We start from the raw sequence: 15472 nt of genomic DNA on the forward strand, positions 1-15472 counted from the left end.
GGGCGGCCCCGCCCCTTGTTTCGCGTCCTCGCCCCTGTGGTCGGAATCCCGCCTGCCCGCACCGGGCGGACGGCGGAAGTCCGACGAGAGGACCGAGCCCCGTCCCGTACGCCTGCGTGCGAAGGAAGCGCCTGATGGCCGACACCGGACAGTACGAGCAGACCTACGAGCGCTACGTGGGCGGCAGCCCCGAGGCGGAGCACCGCCTCTTCGAGCGCCTGGCCCGCGAAATGATGAAGGTCCAGGACAAGAACCGGCGCACCAGTGGCGCCGGTTCTCTCGCGCGCACCCAGCACGCGAAACCGGCGCTCGCCGTGGAGAACGCCCGCCTCACCTTCCACGACGACCTGCCCGAGGCCCTGCGCTCGGGATTCGCCCAGCCGGGCGCCGAGTTTCAGGCGACCGTGCGGCTCTCCAACGCGAGCGGCACCCGGCAGCCCGACGCCGTGGCCGATCTGCGCGGCGTGGCCGTGCGCGTGAAGGTGTCGGACGAGGAGAGCCACGATCTGCTCGCCACCAACTTCCCGGTGTCGCACGCCCGTGACGCCCGTGAGTTCGTCGCCTTCGCCAAGGCCATGGCGGGCGCGAACAATCCCGTGCAGAAGGCCTTCGGCCTGCTCGTGAAACTCCCGCTCGCCGTCGGTCTGTCCACCGCGACCCGGATGCGGCAGAACATCCAGGCCGCCACCCGGCACACGGTCAACAGCCTCGCCAGGGAGACGTACTGGAGCCGCGGCGCGATCCTCTGGGGCGAGGCGGGCCCGGTCCGCTACCTCCTGCGCCCCGTCGTGGGCAGCGCCCCCGAGCCGAAGCCCGAGCGCCGCGACCCCGGCTTCCTCCACCGCGAACTCGCGCACCGCCTCGTCACCTCGGACGTCGCCTTCGAGCTGTGCGTCCAGCGGTACGTGGACGAGAAGCGCACGCCCGTCGAGGACGGCTCCGTGGAGTGGAAGGACATCATCACGCCCGCGGTGCCCGTCGGACGCCTCATCGTGCCACGCCAGGACCTGGCAACCGCCGATGCCATGGCGGCGGCCGGGCGGGTCGAGGAACTCGCCTTCAACCCCTGGTACACGACCGATGAGTTCCGCCCCCTGGGCAATCTCAACCGCGCCCGCAAGGCAGCGTACGAAGCGAGCGCCGCCCACCGCCAGGGCCTGCGCTTCACCACGGGGGAGCCGCTGCGCAACACGGTGCTCGGTATCCCGGTCGGCGGGTTCTTCGCGGCGCTGAACCGCTATGTGCCGTGGCACAGGCTGCCGTTGGAGGCGAGCCTGCTGAACCTGGTCTACCTGCGCAAGGTGCTCAGGCGCCTCAACCTCATCGACACCGACATCCCCGAGGCGCCGCCGAAAGCCGTGCCCGTGCCCGCGCCGGTCGACGAGCGGCTGCGCACGGCCCGGTCGTACGACGGGACGTACAACGACCTCTCCAAGCCCTCCATGGGAGCCGTGGGCGCGGCCTTCGGACGCAACCTGAAGCCGGACTACCGGCCCGATCTCTTCGACACCCCGAACCCCGTCACCGTCAGCCGTACGCTGCTGCAGCGCGACACCTTCGTCCCTGCGACCTCGCTCAACATCCTGGCCGCCGCCTGGATCCAGTTCCAGGTCCACGACTGGGTCAACCACCGCCGCTACCCGGTCGGCGGCAAGGCCGTCGAGGTCCCGCTGCCCGGCGGCAGCAGCTGGCAGAACACCCCCGGCGGGCCCGCCGAGAACGTGATGCGCTTCGCCGAGAACGAGGGCATCCACCTTCCCGGCAACCAGCCCCCGATCCTCTTCGCCAACTCCGCGTCCCACTGGTGGGACGGCTCGGAGGTGTACGGCGCGGACGAGCGGACCGCGAAGTTCCTGCGCGAGGCGGACGGCAGTGCCAACCTGCGCCTGGAGGAAGGCCACCTGCCCGTCGGCCAGAACGGGATCCCGCTCACCGGCTTCAACGAGAGCTGGTGGCTGGGCCTCAGCGCGATGCACACGCTCTTCGCCCGCGAGCACAACGCCGTCTGCACGGCGCTGCGCCACGAGTACCCCGCGATGAGCGAGGACAGCATCTACCACACGGCACGTCTGGTCGTCTCCGCCCTCATCGCCAAGATCCACACGGTGGAGTGGACCCCGGCGATCCTCGCCACCAAGGCCATCGACCTCGGTCTGCACACCAACTGGGAAGGCCCGCCCAACAATTGGCTGAACAAGCTGGGCCTGTGGCTCCTGGAGGCCCACTCGCTGACCGGCATCCCCAAGACACTGCCGGACCACCAGGCGGCGCCGTACTCCCTCACCGAGGACTTCGTCACCGTCTACCGGATGCACCCGCTCATCCCCGACGACTACGTGATGCGCGAGCACCACTTCGGGCAGCGCCTGGAGAACCTCGGCTTCCAGGACATCCAGGGCGGCGCGGCCGAGGCCGCCATCCGCAAGACGGGCCTCGCCGACACCCTCTACTCGTTCGGCATCGCCCACCCGGGCGCGATCACCCTCAACAACTTCCCGCGCGCGCTCCAGCGTTTCGAGCGCGACGGCGAGATCATCGACCTGTCGGTCGTCGACCTCGTCCGCACCCGCAGGCGGGGCGTGCCGCGCTACAACGACTTCCGCGCGGGCCTGCACAAGCCGCGCATCAGCCGCTTCGAGGACCTGAGCCAGGACCCCGAGACCGTCGCGCGCCTCAAGGACGTCTACGACTCGGTCGACGAGATCGACACCGTGGTCGGCCTGTTCGCCGAGAACCCGCCGACCGGCTTCGGCTTCAGCGACACGGCCTTCCGCGTCTTCATCCTGATGGCCACGCGGCGCCTGCAGAGCGACCGCTTCCTGACCGTCGACTACCGCCCCGAGATCTATACGCCGCTCGGCATCGACTGGGTCGAGAGGGGCGGCATGAAGTCCGTGATCCAGCGGCATGCCCCGGACCTCGCGGGCTTGCTGCCGCGCGGCGCGAGCGCGTTCGCACCGTGGCGGCAGGTGCAGCCGATGCGGGACGGTGGCAGCGATGCCGCAGGCTGAGGGCGGGCCCGAAAGCATGGCGGACGGGCACCACCCCGGCCTCGCCGACCTCTTCGTACGTCCCCTTCTCGAGACGGTCTGGCGCCGCCGCACCCACCGGGTGAGCCGCGGCGCCACCGTCCCCGCGGGATCGATGAGTTACGTCTCCAAGGACGCCCCGCAGCCGCTGACCGATCTTGAGGAAGCGGTCCTGATCGCCCTCACCGGCTGCACCGGGCTCACGATGCCCGACCGCCCCTTCGAGGACCCGCGGAACGGCAAACCGATCATGGCGAAGCCGAACCTGACCATGGCGGGTCGCACGGCGGGCAGCCCCGACAACGCGCAGGGCACACACTTCTTCCTGATCAACGACACCGGCACGTACTACCTGAGGAAGCTGCCCCCGGCGCCGGAGGAACCCTTCGACGCACCGACCCTGACCGCCCGCGCACGGCAGGCCAAGGTCAAGGTCCTCGACCACCGCCTCGACGTGGCGGAGGGCCTGCGGGACTTCCCGGCCTACCTGGACTCGAACCGCTTCCTGTCCAACCAGCCGGGCACGACGGTCCTGTTCCCGGTGGTGGACCTGTCCCACCAGTACATCAACGCCCTGATGTACCTGCTCACACAGCCGGACGGGGCGCGGCCCACCCTGGTGGACGACCGGAACTTCTACCGTCCTGCGGGTGTGAAGAAGTGGGTCAAGAGCGGCTTCCTGAACGAGAAGGTGAAGCTGCCGCTGGGGGCGCTCGGCCCGCTCCGCACCCAGATCGAGGCGGACCTGCTGCTCCAGAACGTCATGCTGGTCGCCGAGGCGATGGGCCTGGGCGCCTGGATCCACGCGTCCCTCAACCCTCAAATCGCCCTGGGGGACCCCAAGTTCTCCCGCACCTACGGCAGGATGCTCGGCTTCACCTTCGTCACCCCGCGCTGGCGCCCGGCCGACGTGTGGCGCTGGCACATCCCGCTTCCCAAGTACGCCAACGTGCGCTCGCACCCGGTGGGCCTGAAAGCGCCGGGCGGTGAGCAGCTGATCTCCGCCGCGTGTCCGCCGGCGTTCGCGTCGATGTCCGACGCGGTGGACACGGTGATCCGCGAGAAGTTCGGCCCCGGGGGCGTCTACAGCGACAAGGACGTCTTCAGCCGCATCTACCGGGAGGACTACGGCCAGCGCTATCTGGCGGAGGCCAGCGAGTACGAGGAGCGGGTGATCGACTGCGCCCGCGACATCTGCGCGTACATTCTCCGGACGCACCGCCGCTTCCCCGCGCACACGGACGCGATCCACGTCCCCGGAATCTGGCTCCAGGCCCACCACGTGGAGAGCGAGTACTACGACAAGTACTTCACCCAGGGACTGACGCCCGCGCACCGCCGCCACCAAGACCTGTGGGACGGCTAGAGCCCTTCTTCTCCCGCACCTGCGGGGTTGATCTACCACACGCCTCACCAGATAAGCTCCGTTGCAGCGCCGTGAGTTGACGCGATGTGAGTCTGTCGCGCACCACGGCGCTGTCGCGCTGTCGCACGGGGGATCACGCAGGTGATCGAGGAGGTGCCGCCGCCTATGGAGGGGCACCGACATGCGATGGGTGCGAACCCCTGATGGGGTTGTCCACTCTTCGATCGCGTTGGTTTGAGGATGCAGATGGAACTTGCCACTCCGCCGTCGGCGGCAGCCCGGGCGCCCGCGGCCTGGTACAGCTGGTGGCTGTTACCGACAGGCCTGGGCGCGGCCAGCGTCGCCGCCCTGGCCGTCGTCTCCGATCCGGCCCGCATGCCCACCGCGGTCGCGGGCCTCGCGGCAACCGCGGCCGCCGCGGCGTGTATCCGCCTCCTGCTGCGCACACGGCGGGAGTTGAGCCGTGTTGCCGAGGACGCGCGCACCGCCCAGCTGAACCACTCCCAGCAGTGGCAGCAGCATGTCGCCGCCATCGAGCGGCGGCACGAAGGTGAACGCGCCGCCTTCGAAGCCCACCAGGCCGACGAGGCCAAGGTGTGGCAGTGGCGCCTCGACCAGCAGCAGGCCCTGGTGGCCCGCCTGGCGGACGAGTTCCTGCCCAAGGCCTTCACCGGCCTGCGCGGCGGCGAGGCGATCGACGACGTCCTGCCGCTCGACCTCGACCAAGAGACCGACATCTCACCGGAGTTCAGGCTCGAACTGCGCAAGGTCCTGCGGACCGGCCTGATCGCCGTCGAGGAGGAGTTCAACCGCAGCACATCCGCCCAGCAGGCCGTGATCAGCATCGGCAGCCGGATCCATGTGCTCACCGGAAAGATCCGCGGCAGGCTGCACGAGATGCAGGGCGAGCACGGCGGTACCCCCGCCGTCGCCCGGGGCCTGATGCAGCTCGACCAGGCGATCGGCCCCGCCGACTGTCTGGCCGCCAGCATCGGTGTGCTCGGCGGCACCGACCGGCCCGGCCGTCAGTGGCAGGAGCCGCAGCGCCTTCTCAGCGTCGTACGCGGCGGCATCGGCCGCATCAAGGACTTCGACCGGGTCCAGCTGCGCCAGCTGCCCGAACTCGGCGTCGACGGCGGTCTGGTGGACCACCTCACGCTGATCTTCGCCCACCTCCTGGACAACGCGGCGCGCTACTCGCCGTCCACCGAGCCGGTCGTCGTGTCCGGCAAGGAGGTGCCCAACGGCGTCGGCATCGAGATCCAGGACGCGGGCAAGGGCCTGACCGACGAGAAGAAGCAGCAGGTGCTGCAGTCGTTCGAGGGCGTTTCGGCGGGCCCCGGCCTCGGCGGCCTCTCGGACGACGCACACCTGGGCCTGCGCGTGGTGGGCACGCTCGCCCGCAAGTACGGCATCAAGGTCGCCTTCGCCGACTCGCCGTGGCTCGGCACCTCCGTGGTCGTCGTCGTACCGCACAAGTACTTCAGTGAGCTGCCGGCCGCCCCCGTGGCGGCACCGGCCCCCCGGACCGAGCCGCCCGCCGCGCCGGCCGTGCCCGCCGCGGATGTCACGCCGGGCGGCCTGCCCCGGCGCAGGAGCAAGCACACCCATTCCCCGAAGGTGGCCGACTCCGGGCAGCCACAGGCCACGACGGGCACAGGCCCCGCGGCGCCCGTGGCACCGCCGGACGCGTCCTTCACCGGCATGGCGGCCTTCGCCACAGCCGGACGAGAGACCGACGAGCACCGCACCGAAGAGAGCGACTAGTCACATGACGCAGCACATGACGGACGTGAGCTGGGCGCTCCGCGACCTGACCGAGAGCATCCAGGAGATCCGCTTCGCGCTTGTCGCTTCGAGCGACGGCAAGGCCATCACGTCGTACGGAGCCGAGGACCCGGACGACGTGGACCGCTTCGCCGCCGTCGTCGCGGGCCTGCAGGCGCTCGCCCAGCCCGTCGCGGACCAGTTCCCCAAGTACGGCGGCCAGTTGCGCCTCGCGATGATCGAGGTCGACGGCGGGCACCTGTTCGTGGTGCGGGCCGGAGCGGAGACGTACCTCGGCGTCCTCGCCAGGGAAGGACTCGACCAGGGGCTGCTCGGTCACCAGATGAGGGACCTGTCCCGCAGGATGGGTGAGCTCCTCGGCACCACTGCGCGCCAGGACGAGCATCCTGGATGAGCGGTCCCCACCGGCCCGGCCCCCCACGGCCCACGAACCCGTCAGGGCTCGAGCGCTACTACGTGCTCACCGGCGGGCGCAGTGCTCCTGGCGGGCCGGCCGCCGGCCTCGATGTGGCGACCCTCATCGTCTCCCGCTCCGCCCCGGCGCCCACGCCCGGCATGCAGCACGAGCACGAGGAGATCGTGCGCTGGTGCCGCGATCCGCTGTCGGCCGCCGAGCTGAGCGCCCACCTCGGACTGCCGTTCAACATTCTCGCCGTGCTCGTGGCCGACCTGTTGGAAGCAGGCCAGGTGGACGCCCGCGATCCCATCCCGGCTTCCACACCCGGCCATGGGGCGGACATCGCGCTCCTCGAGGAGGTACTCCGTGGACTTCAAAGGCTTTGACCGTCCCGACCGGCCGACGCCGGCGGGCTCACTGCCCGCCGGGAGCCGCTCGGTCAAGGTGATGATCGCCGGGGGCTTCGGCACCGGCAAGACCACCATGGTCCGCTCCGTGAGCGACATCAAACCGCTCACCACCGAGGAGACCCTCACCCGGGCGAGCGCCGACGTCGACCACCTCATCGGGGTCGCCGACAAGACCGAGACCACCGTCAGCCTCGACTTCGGGCGGATCGGCCTCAACGAACAGCTCGTCCTCTACCTGTTCGGCACACCGGGCCAGGAGCGCTTCTGGTTCCTGTGGAACGGCCTGTTCAAGGGCGCCCTGGGGGCCGTCGTCCTGGTGGACACACGGCGCCTCGCGTCCAGCTTCCGGGCGATCGAGGAGATGGAGCAACAGGGCGTGCCCTTCGTCATCGCCCTCAACGTCTTCCCGGACTCCAAGCACCATCCCGTCGAGGAGATACGGGACGCCCTGGACATCTCCGAGCACATACCGGTCGTCGCCTGCGACGCCAGGGACCGGGAGTCGAGCCGCGATGTGCTCATCGCCCTGATCCGCCACCTCAGGGAACGCTCGACCGCCGCACTGGAGAGCGCCCTGTGATCTGACGGCGGAAGCGCGTGCGCGACGCGACCGCGTGCGCGAGCCCGTTCGGCGGTACGCCGGACTGGGTCCGCGGCGATTACGGGTAGTCGAACCGGTATGGCCCCAGTACCCGGTACGCCGAACCGCGGCGGCTCCGCGCGGCACGAACAGTGGTTCCTGCGCCTCCAACGCCGCCTCACGGCCTCGGTCGTCGGCCTCGCCTGGAACCGCGGGCGCGAGATGGAGCTGATGCACCGAGCCATGGGCTTCGCGGCGCTCAGCTTTCTCACGCTCGTGCCCCTCCTCGTCGTCATCGCCGCGGCCGACCTCGCGAGGGGAGAGGGCTTCGCCCGATGGCTGGTGCAGGGCCTGGGGGTGTCCGAGGTGCCGGAGGAGGACATTGAGCGACTGTTCGGCGTGCCGGGCCGTGCGCTGCAGCGGACCACGGCGTTCGGCCTCGCCGCCCTTGCCGCGTTCGGCGTGACCTTCGGATCCGCCGTCCAGACCGGCTACGAACGCGTGTGGGACTTGCCTGCGGCGCGCTGGCACACCATGTGGCGGCACGTCGTCTGGCTGGCCGTGCTGGTCTTCTTTCTGCTGCTCTTCGTGACCGCGCCCTCGCCGGAGGAGTCGTCCCCCGTCGAAACCGCCCTGATCACCGTGGGAGACGCCATCGGCGTGTTCCTCTTCTTCTGGTGGTCGCAACGACTGCTCCTGTGCGGCCGGATCCGCTGGCGGGCCCTGGCCCCCGGGGCCGCCGCCACCGCGTTGGGGCTGCTCGGGCTGCGGGTCTTCTCGCAGTTCGTCTTCTCTCCGCTGATCGCGTCGAACGCGGTGACCTACGGCCCGTTCGGGACGGTGCTGATCCTGCAGTCCTGGCTGGTGGGGGTGGGCTTCGTCGTGTACGGCGGAGCGCTTGTGGGACGCCTCGTCCACGAGCAGCGGCTAGGACGCAGACTGACGGCGTCCGGGCAAAGAAAAATTTGACAATACATTGACCAACTGTCGAACTTTGACCGCTGGTCATACATAATGCTTCCATGCGAACGACTCACAGGAAAGCCCAAGAAGTAGCAGAACGTGACCAGAAGCTGGTGCGTGTCGCCCTGGACATGATCTGCCGGGACGGCTTCCACAACCTGACTCTGGGGAAGCTCGCCGAGGAGGCGGGGTACTCCAAGGGCACGGTGTACAACCACTTCACCTGTCGTGAGGACCTGCTCATCGAGCTCTCCGCGGAGAGCGCCCGGCAGCAGTTGCGGTACTTCCAGGCGATCGCGGATCTGCCGTGGGACGGGGTGCGGTCCATGTATGGCATGACCCTCGCCTATATGCGGCACGCGGAGGTGGCCCCGGTGCTGTTCGAGTGCAGCCTCACGGCGCGCACGGACGCCGTCTGCGAAGTCGCGTCCGAGCAGCGGCTCAAGCGGCGCGACCTCATCGAAGCGCAGATGACGCAGGTGGTCGGGTATGCCGTGGAGCGCAGTGTCGCCGAGGGCGCCTTCAGTAATGACGACGTCGAACCGGGTGTGGCGGTGGACGCCCTGCGCGCCTACATCCTCGGGTACGCGGCCATGCATCTGCTCTCGCGACGCTTCTTGTGGGCGGGTGAAGAGGGGCTGGACGCCCGCCTGAAGGTGATGACCTCCATGGTGAGCGGCCTGGGCTGGACCCGGTTGGGCGTCGAAGAGGTGGTGAAGCTGCATCAGGTGGTGGCCGATGTCGTTGACTCGGTTGCCGCGCAGCATGCGCCGGACAGTCACCCTGAGTAGTGGTCGCAGCGGGTCGAGGGTGACTGTAGACCCCTGTTCATTTTCCGTTCGCTCGCCTCTTGTTTGAACTAGTTGTCAAAAAATGACTACTGGTCATAAAGTGAGGGGCGTGCCCGGCCGGTTGGCCGGGCCGTGATGCGAACGGAGGGGCAATGCGCATCAACATCGCTCGCCGCGGCAGTGGGCTGTGGCAAGCATGTGCCGATCTCGCGAGAGATCGGTACGCACGGGACTACCAGGCGCACATCGAACCGTCACCGGACAGCTTCATCGCCCTGTGCACGGACGAGGGCAACGGATCGGACGTCACCCCGCTGGCCTGTGCGGGGCTGACGTACGGGGGGGAACGAAGCCTTTTCGTCGAGAACTACCTGGGTGACGCGGCCGCTGCCGTCATCTCCCGGCAGACTCTCGCGGAATGCGAGCCGACCAGCATGGTCGAGGTCGGGCCGCTGGCATCCAGTGAACCCGGCGCGGGCCTGCAGCTGATCCGGATGATGCCCGCGCTCTGCTGGTGCAACGGAGCTTCGTACCTGCTCTGCACGGTCACCAAGCCGCTCGCCCGCACCCTGGCGCGGATCGGGCTTCAGTTCACGAGCGTCGCCGAAGCGCGGGAGGAGGCACTGCCCCACGCGCAGAGGGGCAAGTGGGGGACGTATTACGACACCTCTCCTGTCGCGGGATTCATCGACCTGCGGGCGTTCGACGCCGGTATCAACCGCGAGGCAGAGACCGGCTACCACCTCACTGTCACCTGGGGGCAGGAAGCCTCGCCGGCCACGCAGACAGCGGGCGCCCGATGAGGAACATCTACGACAGTCTTTATGCGCCCGGCCACCGGGACAACGTCCTCGTCGAACGACTGGCCGCCGACGGCTCCATAGCCGAGACCTTCACCTACGGAGACCTCGCCGGGTGGAGCGGGCAGATACGTCGCCTGCTGGCCGACCTCGGGGCAACCCCCGGAACCACGATCGGCGTTGTCGCCGGCAACGGGCCGGAATGGGTGGCAGCGGATCTCGCGCTCCTTCTCGGCGGCCTCGTCGAGGTGCCCGTGCCGCTGGCGTTCTCCGGTGAGCAGGCGGCCTCGCTGCTGAAGGAGGTCCGGCTGTGCCTGGCCGATGAAGCCGGTGCCCGCAAGCTCGTGGAGTGGGGCCTGGAAGGCTCGGTCACCGTCATCCCGATCGCGGCCGACAGCGGTGCGGGGACCCGCGTGGTGGACGCCGACGAGCTGCAGCTGCCTCCGGACGAACGCATCATCAAGGTCATCCACACGTCGGGGACCACCGGAGCACCCAAGGGCGTGAAGATCCGCGCCCAGGCTCTCGAAGCCCTGCTGATATCGCTGAACTCCGTCTCACCTGCCGGGGTTTACGCGCGTTACCTGTCTCTGGTGCCGTTCAGCCTGCTCATCGAGCAGGTCACCGCCGTGTACCTGCCGATCATCAACGGCGGCCGCATGATTCTGCTGCCGGAGTCCACCGCGCTGCTCGGTACTGCCGGATCCCGCGCCGACGACGTGGTGACCTGGATGAGGGCCGGGCGGCCGACCGCCGCCGTGCTTCCGCCGGCCGCGGTGAGCGCCCTCGACAAGGCGGTCCGCGGCGAGCAGGCCGATGCGGGGACGGTCCTCGGTGACGGAGCGCGGCCGTTCCTCATGGCAGGCGGTGCGCCCGTGGACGTCGAGGCGCAACTCCGCCTGGACGCTGCCGGGTTGCGCGTGCACGAGGGGTACGGACTGTCCGAGAACAGCTCGGTGGTCTCGTGGAACACCCCCGACCACTGGAGGCCCGGCACGGTGGGCAGACCCCTGCCGCACTGCCGGGTCAGGCTCTCGGACGGCGGAGAGCTCCTGGTGAAGTCGACGTCCTTGTTCGCCGGTTACACCGTCGAGGACCCGACAAGCCGTCCCGTCGATGAGGACGGATGGCTGCACACCGGAGACCGTGCCGAGATCGACGGGGACGGCTACATCCGGATCCTCGGCCGCCTGAAGAACGTGATCATCACCAGTCACGGTCGCAACGTCTCGCCGGAATGGGTCGAAGGAAGCTTGCGCAGCTGCCCCTCAGTGGTGGACTCCGTCGTGTTCGGCGAGGGCATGGAACACCTCACGGCCGTTCTGGTCACCTCCGAGGGTGCCGATCCCGATGCGACGAGGCGCCAGGCACACGAGCACGCCGAGCGCCACCTGGCGGAGACCGACAGGCCCGAGCGCTTCATCGTCGTCCCGGACAGCGGCGACCTCCGCCGCACGTACTTCACCGTCACGGGCCGGCCACGACGTCAGCTCCTCTTCGACGACCTGGTGACGGCAACTCCCGCGTAGACCCACCGCACGTCTTTTGTCCACTGAACATCCTTCCGAGAACGGGGATCTCGAAATGACTCTTGCGCAGAACACGCTGCGACTCACCGCAATCGGCGACGGCGATGGCCTGATGGTCACTCCCTCCGGCGCGGACACCGACTTCACGGAGCTCTACCAGGCGGGTCTCGACGGCCTCCTTGCCGACTCCGGGCACCTTCTCATCCGCGGATTCGCGCCGAACATCGATGAGTTCAACGAGTTGGTCCGGCGCTACAGCTCCCGCACGACCCTGGACCCGGCACGTACGTTCCACGGCGATGCCGCCCAGAAGGTCGATTCCGGGCACGACCCCATCGGGCTCCACCTGGAGAACGGGGCCACGCCCTTCGCTCCCGATCTGCTCTGGTTCCACTGCCTCAAGGCAGCCAAGTCGGGGTCCGAGACGACCGTCTGCGACGGCTTCCGCGTCTGGGACGCGCTGTCCGAGCGCGCGAAGAAGGTCTTCACCGATCAGCCGGTGAAGTACTCGCGCAATGTCCCGCAGGCCATGTGGCAGCGGCTCGCCGCCCACCTCTCCGGCGGTGCTCTGCACCCCGGCCAGATGACGGTCGGCAGTCTCTACGCCCTGGCGAACGACGGGGCCGATGTGACCTTCACCGAGGGCCCGGACGGGTCCCTGACCTACGAGTACACCGCACACGCGGCCCACCCCACCCGGCGATCCACCCGCACTGCCTGGGCCAACAGCCTCCTGGGCCCCTCATTCAACTACGAGGCTCCCGACATCCGCTTCGCCGACGGCTCCGAGATACCCGACGACGTGATCGTCGAGTACACCGAGGCCGCCGAGAAGGTCACCGAGGAAGTCCAGTGGGAGGACGGGGACATCGTCCTCATCGACAACACCCGCGTCATGCACGGCCGACGGGCGATCACCGATCCCGACCGCGCCATCCTCAACGCCCAGAGCTACGCCAGGAGCTGATCATGAAGTACGGCATCATCATCCGCTACGAATTCGACATCTCCTGGCTGCGGTTGAGCCGGGAGCAGCGGAGCGAGAAGGAGCAGGTCTTCCAGAAGGAGATCGTCGGCCCGTTCGTCGACAAGATGTCGGTCCGTCACTTCGACGCCGAGGCGTTCGCCACGGACTACTCCGACTTTCTGTTCGTCGAGACCGACGACATCAAGACGTACTACTTCTTCATCGAGAAGCTGCGGGACAGTGAGTTCATCGCCCAGGGCTGGGTGCGCATCCGCGACATCTCCATCGGGCTCCAAGACGGTTACAAGGAGTACGAGAATGACCAGTCCTGACCAGTTCGATGGCATCGCCGAGGCCGTACGCACCGAGCTCGCCTCGGTCACCCGGCTCGCGCACATCAACACCTTCCACCCCAACGCCTTCGACTGGGCGGAAGCCGGCACCCGGGCGGAGCGGGAATTTGTCTCCGTCGTCGCCTACGGCGAGAGGGGCCACGAAGCGCAGGCAGTCGCCTATCTCACCAAGGAACTCGCCCAGCTCGCCGAGATCGAACGCCATGTGAGCACTGTCATGGCCATGGTCATGGGGGAGCTGCACGACCTGCGTGACCCCATCAACCTGGGGCACGAGCTGCACAACGCGCTGTCCTGCTTCGCCGCCGAGGAAATCCAGCACGCGAACACCTTCTATCGCTATGTGCGAGCCCTCTCCGGTGCCGAACCCCGCGTGCACAAGGCTCTGTTCGACGAGCGCCTTGAGGTCTTCCGTACGGATGACCACCCCTACGTCAAGCTCGTCGCGCTGTGCTGTTCGGCGTACGTCGGGGAGTCAGTGATCACTGTCTTCGAGCACCGCACCGATGCGCTCGACCCGGACCGTGCCCGCTTCTTCACCCGGCTCCTGCACACCCACGGCCTCGACGAGGCCCGCCACGTGAAGATCGACCATGTGGCGATGAAGCTGATCTACCCGGCGCTGACCTCGCAACAACAGCAGCGGGTACGTGAACTCCTGGGCCAGATAGAGGAGTTGAACCGGACTCTGGCAGCGTCCTTCGAGGCGGCGACCAGGCAGCTGCTCGACATCGACTTCGTCACGGACAACCCGGCGGCCGCCGTGCAGCTGGAGATGACCAAGGCGTTCGGCGGCAAGGTCTTCGCCGCCGATGGAACTCTCTACAGCGTCGATGAAATCCTCGATGACGAACTCACCCAGCTCATCACCGAGTTCTCCGGGGTGGACCGCATCCACGCCGCGGCTGTCGAGCCACCGGCAAAGGTACCGAGCGTCGTGGGGGCCCGGCCGTGACGTCATCGGCTGTAGGGGCCGGCGTCGCCCCGAGCGAAGCGGCGCCCACTCGGTCGGCCGTGGCCGGGGGGAAGATCGCGGTGGGAGCGGCCGTGCTCGGCCTGCTCCTGGCCGCGATGGACGCCACCGTCATGGGCACTGTCCTGCCCAGCGTCCTCTCGGACGTCGGTGGCGGTTCGGGCGGCGGATACGCCTGGCTGGTCTCCGGGTTCATGCTGGCGCAGGTGGCCGGCACGCCGTTGGCCGGCTGGGTCGCCGACCGTCTTGACGACCGGGTGCTCGCCGTCGGAGCGACGCTGGTCTTCCTTGGCGCCTCGGTCCTCGCCGGGCTTGCGGGATCCTTCGGCGTGCTGGTCGCCGCCCGCGTCCTGCACGGTCTGGCGGCAGGAGCGATCGTGGTCTCCAGCTACGTGATCGTCGGACGTGTCTTCGGTCCGGAACGACGTGCCAAGGCGCAGTCGATGCTGAGCATGGTCTGGGGAGTGGCCGCCGTCCTGGGGCCGGTCGTCGGGGCGGCGGTCACCGAAACATGGGGCTGGCGGTGGGTGTTCTTCATCAACGTGCCCCTGTGCGCGCTCGTCGTCCTTGCGATCACCCTCGCCCTGCCCCGGCGGGAGGCCGCCGGGGCAGGGCAGGGGAAGCGCTCCGGGTTCCCGGCCGGAGAGTACCTGCTGGTCACGGGCGGCTCGGCGCTGTTCCTCGTCGGTCTGCAGGGTGGTTCCCTCGGTATCGGAACGCTCGGCGGCGTCCTTGCCGCGCTCATCGGCCTGGTGGCTCTGGCCCTGGTCCGCCGCTTCGGCGGTGGCCTGGTGCCGCGCCAGATCCTCGCCCGCACCCCGTCCGCGGGAGCGGCTCTCGCCACTGTCGGCGCTTGCGTCGTGATGTACGCGACAGTCACGGTCCTGCCCGTCCGGCTTGCTGCTGCCGGGACGTCGACCACTCAGATCGCTGTGGTCGTCGGCCTTGCCGCGCTCGGCTGGGTCGCGGGCAGCGCCACCACGGGCGGGCTCGTTGCCAAACATGGCTACCGGCCGCCGATGGTCATGGGCTCTGTGGCCCTGCTGGCCAGTGCCTCTCTCAGCGCGACCGGTGAACTCGCGTGGCTGGCAGGCATGCTGGCCGGCGTCGGAACCGGGGCTGTCACGGCGACGACACTCGCACTCATCCAGGACCAGTCGCCTCCCGAGCAGTTGGGCGTTGCGACCTCGGCCGCGACGATGCTGCGCAACATCGGCTCCGCGGCTGGTGTGAACGGCATCGCGGCGCTCACCGCGGCACTGGCCACCACATCCCACCAGGGCCAGCAGAACCGGGCGTTCTGGGTGCTCGCCGCCGTGGTCGTACTGACCGTTCTCGTCCCCGCGGTCTCGGCGCCTCGCCGACGTACGACCACCGTGTGACACACGGACCCCGCCGTGGGCGGCGGGCACAAACAAGGGCGGCGGCCCGGGGCCCCGCCCGCCCCCCCCCCCCCCCGCCGGGCCCGCCGCCCCCGGGGGGGATGTGGGGGGGGGCCCCCGCCCCCCGGCCGGCGGCCCCCCACC

At 69.0% G+C, this 15472-nt stretch carries 14 protein-coding genes; all 14 read left to right on the forward strand.

Features of this window, described 5'->3' with window-relative positions; all coding sequences use genetic code 11:
* The first annotated feature begins 134 nt into the window (after nt 1-134).
* The 14 genes from ACFQ7F_RS40640 to ACFQ7F_RS40705 all read left to right on the forward strand — a co-directional run bounded on the left by ACFQ7F_RS40640 (nt 135) and on the right by ACFQ7F_RS40705 (nt 15328).
* Nucleotides 135-3011, forward strand: coding sequence for a peroxidase family protein (locus ACFQ7F_RS40640; RefSeq protein WP_383282744.1), 2877 nt, complete (start codon nt 135-137; stop codon nt 3009-3011).
* Entirely contained in the window at nt 2998-4395 is a 1398-nt protein-coding gene (locus tag ACFQ7F_RS40645; protein ID WP_383282747.1) for a hypothetical protein, read from the forward strand. Before ACFQ7F_RS40640 ends, ACFQ7F_RS40645 begins: the two co-directional genes overlap by 14 nt.
* A gap of 246 nt (nt 4396-4641) precedes the next feature.
* Nucleotides 4642-6162 (forward strand): sensor histidine kinase, encoded by a 1521-nt coding sequence (locus ACFQ7F_RS40650; protein ID WP_383282750.1) that lies wholly within the window; start codon nt 4642-4644, stop codon nt 6160-6162.
* Nucleotides 6163-6166: 4 nt separating this feature from the next.
* The gene (locus ACFQ7F_RS40655) at nt 6167-6577 is read left to right on the forward strand and encodes a roadblock/LC7 domain-containing protein (RefSeq protein ID WP_383282753.1); all 411 of its coding nucleotides are present in this window, start codon (nt 6167-6169) and stop codon (nt 6575-6577) included.
* The gene (locus ACFQ7F_RS40660) at nt 6574-6966 is read left to right on the forward strand and encodes a DUF742 domain-containing protein (RefSeq protein ID WP_383282755.1); all 393 of its coding nucleotides are present in this window, start codon (nt 6574-6576) and stop codon (nt 6964-6966) included. The genes ACFQ7F_RS40655 and ACFQ7F_RS40660 overlap by 4 nt, the downstream gene beginning before the upstream one ends.
* A complete protein-coding gene (locus ACFQ7F_RS40665; RefSeq protein ID WP_383282758.1) occupies nt 6947-7570 on the forward strand; it encodes an ATP/GTP-binding protein in 624 nt (207 codons plus the stop codon). Before ACFQ7F_RS40660 ends, ACFQ7F_RS40665 begins: the two co-directional genes overlap by 20 nt.
* Nucleotides 7571-7669: 99 nt before the next feature.
* Complete coding sequence (locus ACFQ7F_RS40670) at nt 7670-8539, forward strand: YhjD/YihY/BrkB family envelope integrity protein (RefSeq protein ID WP_383282760.1); 870 nt, start codon at nt 7670-7672, stop codon at nt 8537-8539.
* Between the two features lie 53 nt (nt 8540-8592).
* The gene (locus ACFQ7F_RS40675) at nt 8593-9324 is read left to right on the forward strand and encodes a TetR/AcrR family transcriptional regulator (protein ID WP_383282763.1); all 732 of its coding nucleotides are present in this window, start codon (nt 8593-8595) and stop codon (nt 9322-9324) included.
* A 152-nt stretch (nt 9325-9476) separates the two neighbouring features.
* Nucleotides 9477-10127: a thermostable hemolysin gene (locus ACFQ7F_RS40680; RefSeq protein WP_383282766.1), complete on the forward strand. Its 651-nt coding sequence runs from the start codon at nt 9477-9479 to the stop codon at nt 10125-10127.
* Nucleotides 10124-11653, forward strand: a complete 1530-nt coding sequence (locus ACFQ7F_RS40685) for an AMP-binding protein (protein ID WP_383282769.1) — start codon at nt 10124-10126, stop codon at nt 11651-11653. Before ACFQ7F_RS40680 ends, ACFQ7F_RS40685 begins: the two co-directional genes overlap by 4 nt.
* A 55-nt stretch (nt 11654-11708) precedes the next feature.
* Nucleotides 11709-12620, forward strand: coding sequence for a TauD/TfdA family dioxygenase (locus tag ACFQ7F_RS40690; protein ID WP_383282772.1), 912 nt, complete (start codon nt 11709-11711; stop codon nt 12618-12620).
* 2 nt (nt 12621-12622) lie between these two features.
* Nucleotides 12623-12952 carry a darcynin family protein gene (locus ACFQ7F_RS40695; RefSeq protein ID WP_383282775.1) on the forward strand — a complete coding sequence of 110 codons (330 nt, stop codon included), beginning with the start codon at nt 12623-12625 and terminating at the stop codon, nt 12950-12952.
* Complete coding sequence (locus ACFQ7F_RS40700; RefSeq protein ID WP_383282778.1) at nt 12939-13928, forward strand: hypothetical protein; 990 nt, start codon at nt 12939-12941, stop codon at nt 13926-13928. The genes ACFQ7F_RS40695 and ACFQ7F_RS40700 overlap by 14 nt, the downstream gene beginning before the upstream one ends.
* Nucleotides 13929-13987: 59 nt before the next feature.
* Nucleotides 13988-15328 (forward strand): MFS transporter, encoded by a 1341-nt coding sequence (locus ACFQ7F_RS40705; RefSeq protein ID WP_383282781.1) that lies wholly within the window; start codon nt 13988-13990, stop codon nt 15326-15328.
* Nucleotides 15329-15472 lie beyond the last annotated feature (144 nt).

Source organism: Streptomyces sp. NPDC056486, assembly GCF_042795295.1.
GTDB lineage: Bacteria > Actinomycetota > Actinomycetes > Streptomycetales > Streptomycetaceae > Streptomyces.

What these genes read in the sequence shown, in the direction of transcription:
- ACFQ7F_RS40640 (WP_383282744.1), top strand. Translation starts at nt 135, where the DNA reads ATGGCCGACACCGGACAGTACGAGCAGACCTACGAGCGCTACGTGGGC.
- ACFQ7F_RS40645 (WP_383282747.1), top strand. Translation starts at nt 2,998, where the DNA reads ATGCCGCAGGCTGAGGGCGGGCCCGAAAGCATGGCGGACGGGCACCAC.
- ACFQ7F_RS40650 (WP_383282750.1), top strand. Translation starts at nt 4,642, where the DNA reads ATGGAACTTGCCACTCCGCCGTCGGCGGCAGCCCGGGCGCCCGCGGCC.
- ACFQ7F_RS40655 (WP_383282753.1), top strand. Translation starts at nt 6,167, where the DNA reads ATGACGCAGCACATGACGGACGTGAGCTGGGCGCTCCGCGACCTGACC.
- ACFQ7F_RS40660 (WP_383282755.1), top strand. Translation starts at nt 6,574, where the DNA reads ATGAGCGGTCCCCACCGGCCCGGCCCCCCACGGCCCACGAACCCGTCA.
- ACFQ7F_RS40670 (WP_383282760.1), top strand. Translation starts at nt 7,670, where the DNA reads ATGGCCCCAGTACCCGGTACGCCGAACCGCGGCGGCTCCGCGCGGCAC.
- ACFQ7F_RS40675 (WP_383282763.1), top strand. Translation starts at nt 8,593, where the DNA reads ATGCGAACGACTCACAGGAAAGCCCAAGAAGTAGCAGAACGTGACCAG.
- ACFQ7F_RS40680 (WP_383282766.1), top strand. Translation starts at nt 9,477, where the DNA reads ATGCGCATCAACATCGCTCGCCGCGGCAGTGGGCTGTGGCAAGCATGT.
- ACFQ7F_RS40685 (WP_383282769.1), top strand. Translation starts at nt 10,124, where the DNA reads ATGAGGAACATCTACGACAGTCTTTATGCGCCCGGCCACCGGGACAAC.
- ACFQ7F_RS40690 (WP_383282772.1), top strand. Translation starts at nt 11,709, where the DNA reads ATGACTCTTGCGCAGAACACGCTGCGACTCACCGCAATCGGCGACGGC.
- ACFQ7F_RS40695 (WP_383282775.1), top strand. Translation starts at nt 12,623, where the DNA reads ATGAAGTACGGCATCATCATCCGCTACGAATTCGACATCTCCTGGCTG.
- ACFQ7F_RS40700 (WP_383282778.1), top strand. Translation starts at nt 12,939, where the DNA reads ATGACCAGTCCTGACCAGTTCGATGGCATCGCCGAGGCCGTACGCACC.